Here is a 6,647-nt window from a genome sequence, read left to right on the forward strand (position 1 = left end):
AACAAGACCCGAGAACAAGACACGGACGAGACAAGGAGCCGGACCCCCGCATGGACTTCGTAGACGCCCACTGCCACATCATCTCCGCGGACACCAGCAGCTACCCGCCAGCCCCCCTCGGTGGCAAGCAGTCCGCCTGGGCCGCCACCCGCCCGGTCACCGCCGAAGGCATGCTCGCCCGCATGGACGAGACCGGCATCGACCAGGCCGTCCTGGTGCAGGCCACCACCCACTACGGCTACGACAACTCCTACGTCCTGGACAGCAGCCGCAGCCGGCCGGACCGCTTCGTCGCCGTCGGCACCGTCGACCCGCTGCGGCCCGACGCCGCCGACTCGCTCAAGGCCGCCGTCGGCGAGGGCGGTCTGGCCGGGGTGCGGCTGTTCACCAGCGGCAGCACCGTACCCACCCAGGGCGAGTGGTTCGTCGCCCCGGAGACCTTCCCGTTCTGGGAGCGGGCCGCCGAACTGGGCCTGCCGGTCTGCCTCCAGATGCGGCTGGGCGCGGCCACCGGACAGCTGGTGGAACTGCTGGAGCGGTTCCCCGGTGTGAAGGTGCTCCTGGACCACATCGGCTACCCCGACATCGCCGCCTCGCCCGCACAGGCCGGCGCCGACGTCGCCGCCCTCGGCGTCCACCCCGGCCTGCACCTCAAGCTCACCCACCGCAACCTGGAGCGGCTGCACGACGCCGGTGACCAGGCCGCCGACTTCCTCACCCCGGTCGTCGAGTCCTTCGGCGCGGCACGCATCGCCTGGGGCTCCAACCTCCCCGCCGCCGAACAGTCGCTGCCCGAACTGCGCGCCCTCGCCGAAGGCGTCCTCGCCGCGCTGCCCGAGACGGACCGGCAGGAGATCTTCGCCGGGACGGCCCGCCGGCTGTACCCGCACCTGGCCCGGCGCGGCGCCTGACCGTCCCGCCGGTGCCCCTGACCGGCCCCTCCGCACCGACCCACAAGGTGATCACCATGGATTCCAACGGTCTCGACGACGCCGCCGGCCGCACCTCGCTGACCCGGCAGAGCCAGGCCTACGAGGGTCTGCGCTCGCTGCTGCTGTCGGGCAGCATCGAACCGGGGACCCGGCTCACCGAGGCCGACCTGACCCGCATGTTCAGCGTCTCGCGCAGCACCATGCGCACGGTGCTGGTCCGGCTGGCCCAGGAGGGGTACGTCACCAGCGAGCCGAACCGCGGCGTGCGGACCCGGCACTTCTCCGTCGAGGAGGCCGCGGACATCCTGGAGGCGCGCGAGACCCTGGAGTCGGCGCTCGCGGGCAAGGCCGCGGAACGGGGCACCGACGAGGAGATCCAGGCCCTGCGCCGCACGCTGGAGGCGATGGAGGACTGCAAGGCGCGCGGCGACGCGACGGGCTACTCGCGGGGCAACCGGCGCTTCCACCAGCAGGTGAAGGAGGCCGCCCACCAGCGGACCCTGGCCCGGGCGTACGACATCCTGCTCTACCCCTTGGTGATGCGGCAGTACCGCAACCTGTCCGCGCCGCACCCCCGGGCCGGCTCGCTGGAGGAGCACCAGGCCATTCTCTGGGCCGTCATCACCCGCAACCCGCAGGCGGCCACCGCCGCCATGCTGCACCACGTCGGCAGCGCCAGACGGGCCCTGCTGCTCCAGGCCGAGCGGCAGCGCCTGGCCGCCGCCCGGCCGGCGGACGTCTGAGGAGGTGCCTCCCCCGCTCTCCGTGCCCGCGCGACACCCTCCGGAAAGGCAGCCCATGCACCAGCGAGTGAGTACCGAAGCGGGAGTGGTCGAGGGCATCCCGGGACGTGACCGGTCGGTCACCGTCTTCCGCGGCATCCCCTACGCGGCCCCGCCGGTCGGCGAGCTGCGCTGGCGGCCGCCGCGACCACCGGTGCCCTGGACCGGGGTGCTCCCGGCCAACAGATTCGGCCCGATGTGCCCGCAGCTGCCGGGGTCCGAGCGGGACGGCAACGACCTGCCGATGAGCGAGGACTGCCTGCGCCTCAACGTCTGGACCGCGGCGGACCCCGGCGACCGGCGGCCGCGTCCGGTGCTGGTGTGGATCTACGGCGGCGGCTTCCGCGTCGGCACCGGCGGCAACCCCCGCTACGACGGCGAGGCACTGGCCCGTAAGGGCATCGTGGTGGTCACCTTCAACTACCGGCTGGGCGCCCTCGGTTTCCTGGCCACCCCCGGGCTGAGCGAGGAGTCCGAGCACCACGTCTCGGGCAACTACGGACTGCTCGACCAGATCGCCGCCCTGAAGTGGGTCCGGCGCAACATCGCCGGCTTCGGCGGCGACCCCGACCGGGTCACCGTCGCCGGACAGTCGGCCGGCGCCGGATCGGTCAACTTCCTCGCCATGTCACCGCTGGCCGAGGGACTCTTCCAGCGGGCCGTCGCGCAGAGCCACGCGCGCCACGCCCGCGACCCCGAACTGCGCTATCTGTCCTCGTCCTACCGGACACCGGCCGACGCCGAGGCGGCCGGCGCCCGGTACGCGGCGGCCCGCGGCGCGCACACCCCGCGCCAACTGCGCGCCCTGCCCTGGCAGAAGCTGGTCGAGGGCGACGCCTCCGCGATCGACGACACCGTCGACACCGGGAGCGCCGCCAAACCGCCGCTGTTCCGGCCGGTCGTGGACGGCTGGGTGATTCCGTACGGCTACGCCGAGACGTATGCCAAGGGGGCGCAGAACGACGTCTGGTATCTCGCCGGGAGCAACCTCGACGAGAGCGGGGCGGTGCCCGCGAGCACCTTCGCCGCGTACCGGGCGGCCGGCCGCAAGGCGGGGCGGCCCGGCGCCCCGCCGGTCCATGTGACCCGGCAGGAGTACGTCGCCGCGGCCCGGCGGAAGTTCGGGACGCTGGCCGGCGAGTTCCTCCGGCTCTACCCGGGCCGCACCGACGAAGAGGCGGCGCACGCCCATTGCGCGGCGGTCCGGGACAATGCCAGGATCTCCACCTGGCTGTGGGCGAAGGACTGGGCCGCACACGCGAACCGGCCCGTGTACACCTACTTCTGGACCTACGCCGCCCCGGCGGCCGGCCAGGACCCCCGCCGCGCCTCGCACGGCTGCGAGATCGACTTCGTACTCGGCAACCTGCACCCCGACCGTGCCGAGTGGACCGCCGAGGACCACGGCATCGCGCGGACGATGACCGGTTACTGGGCCAACTACGTGGCCACCGGCGACCCCAACGGACCCGGACTGCCGCACTGGCCCGCATGGACCCCGGACACCCCGGCGGTCATGGAGGTCGGTGCGGGCTTCGGCCCCATCCCGCTGGCCGACCCGCCCCGGCTCGACTTCTGGCAACGCTATTTCCGTACCCAGCACGCCTGGTGACAGGAGACCTTCATGACCCACGACCACACCGGCCGCACCGCCCGCAGCGGCTTCCGGCTCCCGTCCGCCGGGCGGCGGCTGCTCGCCGCGGCCTCGGCCGCGGTGCTCGCCCCGGCCCTGCTCACCGCCTGCGGCAGCGGTTCCGGCACCACGACCACCGCGGACGGACTCACCGAGGTCACGGTGGGCGGCGGCGGCAGCATCTTCGACACCCCGCTCCAGGTCGCCGACGCGCAGGGCTTCTTCAAGCAGCAGGGCCTGAAGATGAAGTTCGTGACCCTGACCGCGTCGACCGGTCCGTCGGCGCTCCAGTCGGGTTCGGTGGACTTCTTCGACAGCAGCCCCACCGGTTTCGTGACCTCCCTGTCCAAGAAGCTGCCGCAGATCGCGGTCTCCGCGGACGGCCTGGGCAACCCGCTCGGCCTCGTCGTGAGCAAGAAGTTCGCCGCCGCCCACGACCTGACCGCGAAGTCGCCCGCCGAGCGGGTGGCCAAGGCGCTGTCCGGCTCCACCGGCGGCGCCAGCTCGGAGAACACCAAGGCCGAGGCCGGCATCTTCCTGAAGAAGTACGGTGTCGACCCCGACAAGAAGGTGAAGTGGGTCTCGCTGCCGAGCCCGGCCGCCGACAAGGCCGCCATCAACAGCGGCTAGATCGACTGGTTCCTCACCTCCGAGCCGATCCCGCTCCAGATCCAGGACGCCGGGGACGGCATCGTGGTCGCCGACCCGGTCAAGGTCCCCCAGTGGGCCGCCGAGCAGGCCGGTTACGGGCAGGTCGTGGTGACACAGAAGAGCTACGCCGCCCAGCACCCCGACATCGTGAAGAAGTTCGTCGCGGCGGTCCAGCAGGCGACCGCCTACATGAGCACCCACCTGAAGGACAGCAACGACAAGTCGGTGCTCCAGGCCGCGCAGAAGGCCCTGACCGGCGTACCGGACGACGTGGTGCAGGGCAGCCTCCAGCAGGTCGAGTGGCCCACCGACGGGTCGATGAACGCCGCGGGGTGGCAGAAGACCATGGCCTTCCTGGACAGCCTGGGCACGCTCCCCGACGGCGCGAAGGTCACCGCTGACAACTGGACCAACAAGTACCTGCCGTAGACGGCCCGCGTGCCGCGCCCGGCCAACTGGAAGGAGCAGACGATGGCGACTGCCACCAGCAGTGCGGAAAGCAAGACCGAGGTCGAGAAAGTGAGCCCTGCGAACAGCGTGAGGAACAGTGCGTGGCGGCGGACCGCCCTGGTGGTGGTGGCGCGCATCGCGGTGATCGCCCTGTGTCTGATCCTGTGGCAGGTGATGAGCGGGCCGGTGCTGCCGGAGTACGCCGTCAGCAAGCCCACCGACGTGTCGCACGCCCTGTGGGACCTGCTCGGCTCGTCGACCGGATGGCTCGACATCAAGGCGACCGCGATCGAGATCGTGGCGGGCTTCGGGATCGGGGTGGCGATCGGCACCGTGATGGGTCTGGTGCTGGGTTCGGTGCCGCTCGCGGGCCAGGTCCTGGAGCCGCTCATCGCGGCCGTCAACGGCATCCCCAAGATCGCGCTCGCCCCGCTGTTCCTGCTGTTCTTCGGCATCGGCCCGATGTCGAAGATCACCATCGCGGCGGCGGGGGTGGCCTTCGTGGTCTTCTACAACGTCTACCTGGGGTTGCGGCTGCGGGAGCGCGAGCTGGTGGAGATCGTCCAGGTGATGGGCGGGCGCCGGCACCACGTGCTGAGCTATGTGACGCTGCCCACCCTGGCGGCGCCGTTCTTCGCGGCGCTCAAGACGGGTGGACCGCTGGCCATCCTCGGGGTCATCGGCGGTGAGTTCATCGCCTCCACCGAGGGGGTCGGCCACGAACTGTTCACCGCGGCCACCAACCTGGACGCCCCGACCGAGTTCGCCGGTCTGATCGTCCTGGTGGCGATGACGCTGATCCTCAACGGGGTGCTCACCGCGCTGGACACCCTCGCCCTCAAGCACCTCGGCCTGGGCGACCGGCGCACCCGGGGCAAGACCGCCTGAGCGGGCCCGCGGCCGTCGCGGGCGGCACTGGACGCGCACGCCTCGGGGCCCGGCGCCGGACGCGATGTCCGGTGCCGGGCCCCGAGCGATCCGTGCGGGCCGCTCCACCGCCCGGCCGGCGCGCAGCTGACCTTCTCCCACGTCGCACGAGGAGTGATCTGCGGCTGGCACCGGACGGATCCGGTGTCCGGAGGGGGCCCGCGGCCGGGTCAGGCCGGTGGCCCGAGGGGCCCCGGCGCGGGACTGGCGCGCCCCCCGCTGCCCCCGGCCCGCTCCGCCGCGTACGTCCTGACGTCACTCGACTCGATCACTGGCGACTCGATCACTGGATCGACGACCATCCCAGCCCTTTTCCTCAGCTGTGTCCTGGCTGCCGCAACGTATCCGGCCGAGCGGGCGCCCCACACCCGACACGCACTTTTCGGGCATTAGCCGTATTTACGACTGTTGTTGTGGGCCGGTGCGGTCAGTTCTCCGCGACCTCGGCGTACGACTGCGACAGCTCGGGCGCGCCGCTGGCCGCCCACTCGTGGCCGGAGGCGACCACGTCGAACTCCCGGCCGGAGGCGAGCCGGACCACCGGCTGGCCGTCCGCCCGGAACCCCCAGGCGGCGCCCGGCACGGTGCGCACGATGACGGTGCCCAGGTACAGCCCGGCGTCGTTGCCCAGCCAGGGCAGGATCTCCTCGTCGTCCCGCCAGCGCGGCACGACCTGGTCGAGCTGTTCCAGCGAGGCCGGGGAGTCGTCGAGCCGGACGCCCTCCCGGCTCGCCTGGGACCGCAGCAGTTCGCACTCGGCGAGCAGGCCGGCGATGCCCTCCGGGTCACGAGTCCCCGGCTCCGCGCGCCGCTTGCCCAGGAAGGGGATGTTCATATCTCCAGCCTTTCATTCGTACCGCCGTACGCACCACAGGCGCGCGGGTGCTCGCGTCCGGGTGAAGTCACCGGTCCGCCCGGCATGGTGCGTTGACGGACGCCGGGTGCCTTCCTAGCTTCGCGTGCGTCCGCCGGCGGGGAGTCGGCGCGCCGAGCCCAGGGCCTGTCGTAGGGGGAGGAGCCACCGTGCGCCGAGGAGTCCGCGGTTGGGCGGTCGTACTCGCCCTGCTGGTGGCGGGGTCGCCGGGTGCCCCGGCGCGGGCCGCCGCGCCGCTGCCGCTGGAGCGGTACTTCGACAACACGGCCGTCGGCGACGCCGCCCGCCCCGGCGCGGCCGACTTCGACGGCGCGGGCGGCTTCCTGCCGGCCGGTGACCTGGCCGCCGCGGGCTGGACGCCGGGCCGGGCGCTCACGGTGCGCGGGGCGCGGCTGACC

At 72.5% G+C, this 6,647-nt stretch carries 5 protein-coding genes and 2 pseudogenes; 6 read left to right on the forward strand and 1 reads right to left on the reverse strand.

Annotation, left to right across the window (positions count from 1 at the left end):
• Nucleotides 1–50 precede the first annotated feature (50 nt).
• The 5 genes and pseudogenes from ACTT8P_RS30605 to ACTT8P_RS30625 all read left to right on the forward strand — a co-directional run bounded on the left by ACTT8P_RS30605 (nucleotide 51) and on the right by ACTT8P_RS30625 (nucleotide 5,336).
• Nucleotides 51–911 (forward strand): amidohydrolase family protein, encoded by an 861-nt coding sequence (locus ACTT8P_RS30605; protein ID WP_442835029.1) that lies wholly within the window; start codon nucleotides 51–53, stop codon nucleotides 909–911.
• A gap of 56 nt (nucleotides 912–967) precedes the next feature.
• Nucleotides 968–1,675, forward strand: coding sequence for a GntR family transcriptional regulator (locus ACTT8P_RS30610; RefSeq protein ID WP_442835030.1), 708 nt, complete (start codon nucleotides 968–970; stop codon nucleotides 1,673–1,675).
• A gap of 67 nt (nucleotides 1,676–1,742) precedes the next feature.
• On the forward strand, nucleotides 1,743–3,326 hold the full coding sequence (locus tag ACTT8P_RS30615; RefSeq protein WP_442835031.1) for a carboxylesterase/lipase family protein: 1,584 nt from the start codon (nucleotides 1,743–1,745) through the stop codon (nucleotides 3,324–3,326).
• Between the two features lie 12 nt (nucleotides 3,327–3,338).
• Nucleotides 3,339–4,427: pseudogene (locus tag ACTT8P_RS30620) on the forward strand (ABC transporter substrate-binding protein).
• Nucleotides 4,428–4,469: 42 nt separating this feature from the next.
• The gene (locus ACTT8P_RS30625) at nucleotides 4,470–5,336 is read left to right on the forward strand and encodes an ABC transporter permease (protein ID WP_442835032.1); all 867 of its coding nucleotides are present in this window, start codon (nucleotides 4,470–4,472) and stop codon (nucleotides 5,334–5,336) included.
• Between the two features lie 466 nt (nucleotides 5,337–5,802).
• Here the strand turns inward: ACTT8P_RS30625 and ACTT8P_RS30630 are convergent, their stop codons facing one another.
• The gene (locus ACTT8P_RS30630; protein ID WP_361169009.1) at nucleotides 5,803–6,210 is read right to left on the reverse strand and encodes a DUF6278 family protein; all 408 of its coding nucleotides are present in this window, start codon (nucleotides 6,208–6,210) and stop codon (nucleotides 5,803–5,805) included.
• A 188-nt stretch (nucleotides 6,211–6,398) separates the two neighbouring features.
• Here ACTT8P_RS30630 and ACTT8P_RS30635 point away from each other — a divergent pair.
• Nucleotides 6,399–6,647 (forward strand): annotated as a pseudogene (locus tag ACTT8P_RS30635) (SGNH/GDSL hydrolase family protein); the annotation flags it as partial.

Origin of the sequence: Streptomyces sp. JW3, assembly GCF_052216785.1 — a bacterium.
GTDB lineage: Bacteria > Actinomycetota > Actinomycetes > Streptomycetales > Streptomycetaceae > Streptomyces.

Excerpts from the sequence above, each read along its gene's own strand:
- ACTT8P_RS30605 (WP_442835029.1), top strand. The coding sequence starts at position 51 with ATGGACTTCGTAGACGCCCACTGCCACATCATCTCCGCGGACACCAGC.
- ACTT8P_RS30610 (WP_442835030.1), top strand. The coding sequence starts at position 968 with ATGGATTCCAACGGTCTCGACGACGCCGCCGGCCGCACCTCGCTGACC.
- ACTT8P_RS30625 (WP_442835032.1), top strand. The coding sequence starts at position 4,470 with ATGGCGACTGCCACCAGCAGTGCGGAAAGCAAGACCGAGGTCGAGAAA.
- ACTT8P_RS30630 (WP_361169009.1), bottom strand. The coding sequence starts at position 6,210 with ATGAACATCCCCTTCCTGGGCAAGCGGCGCGCGGAGCCGGGGACTCGT.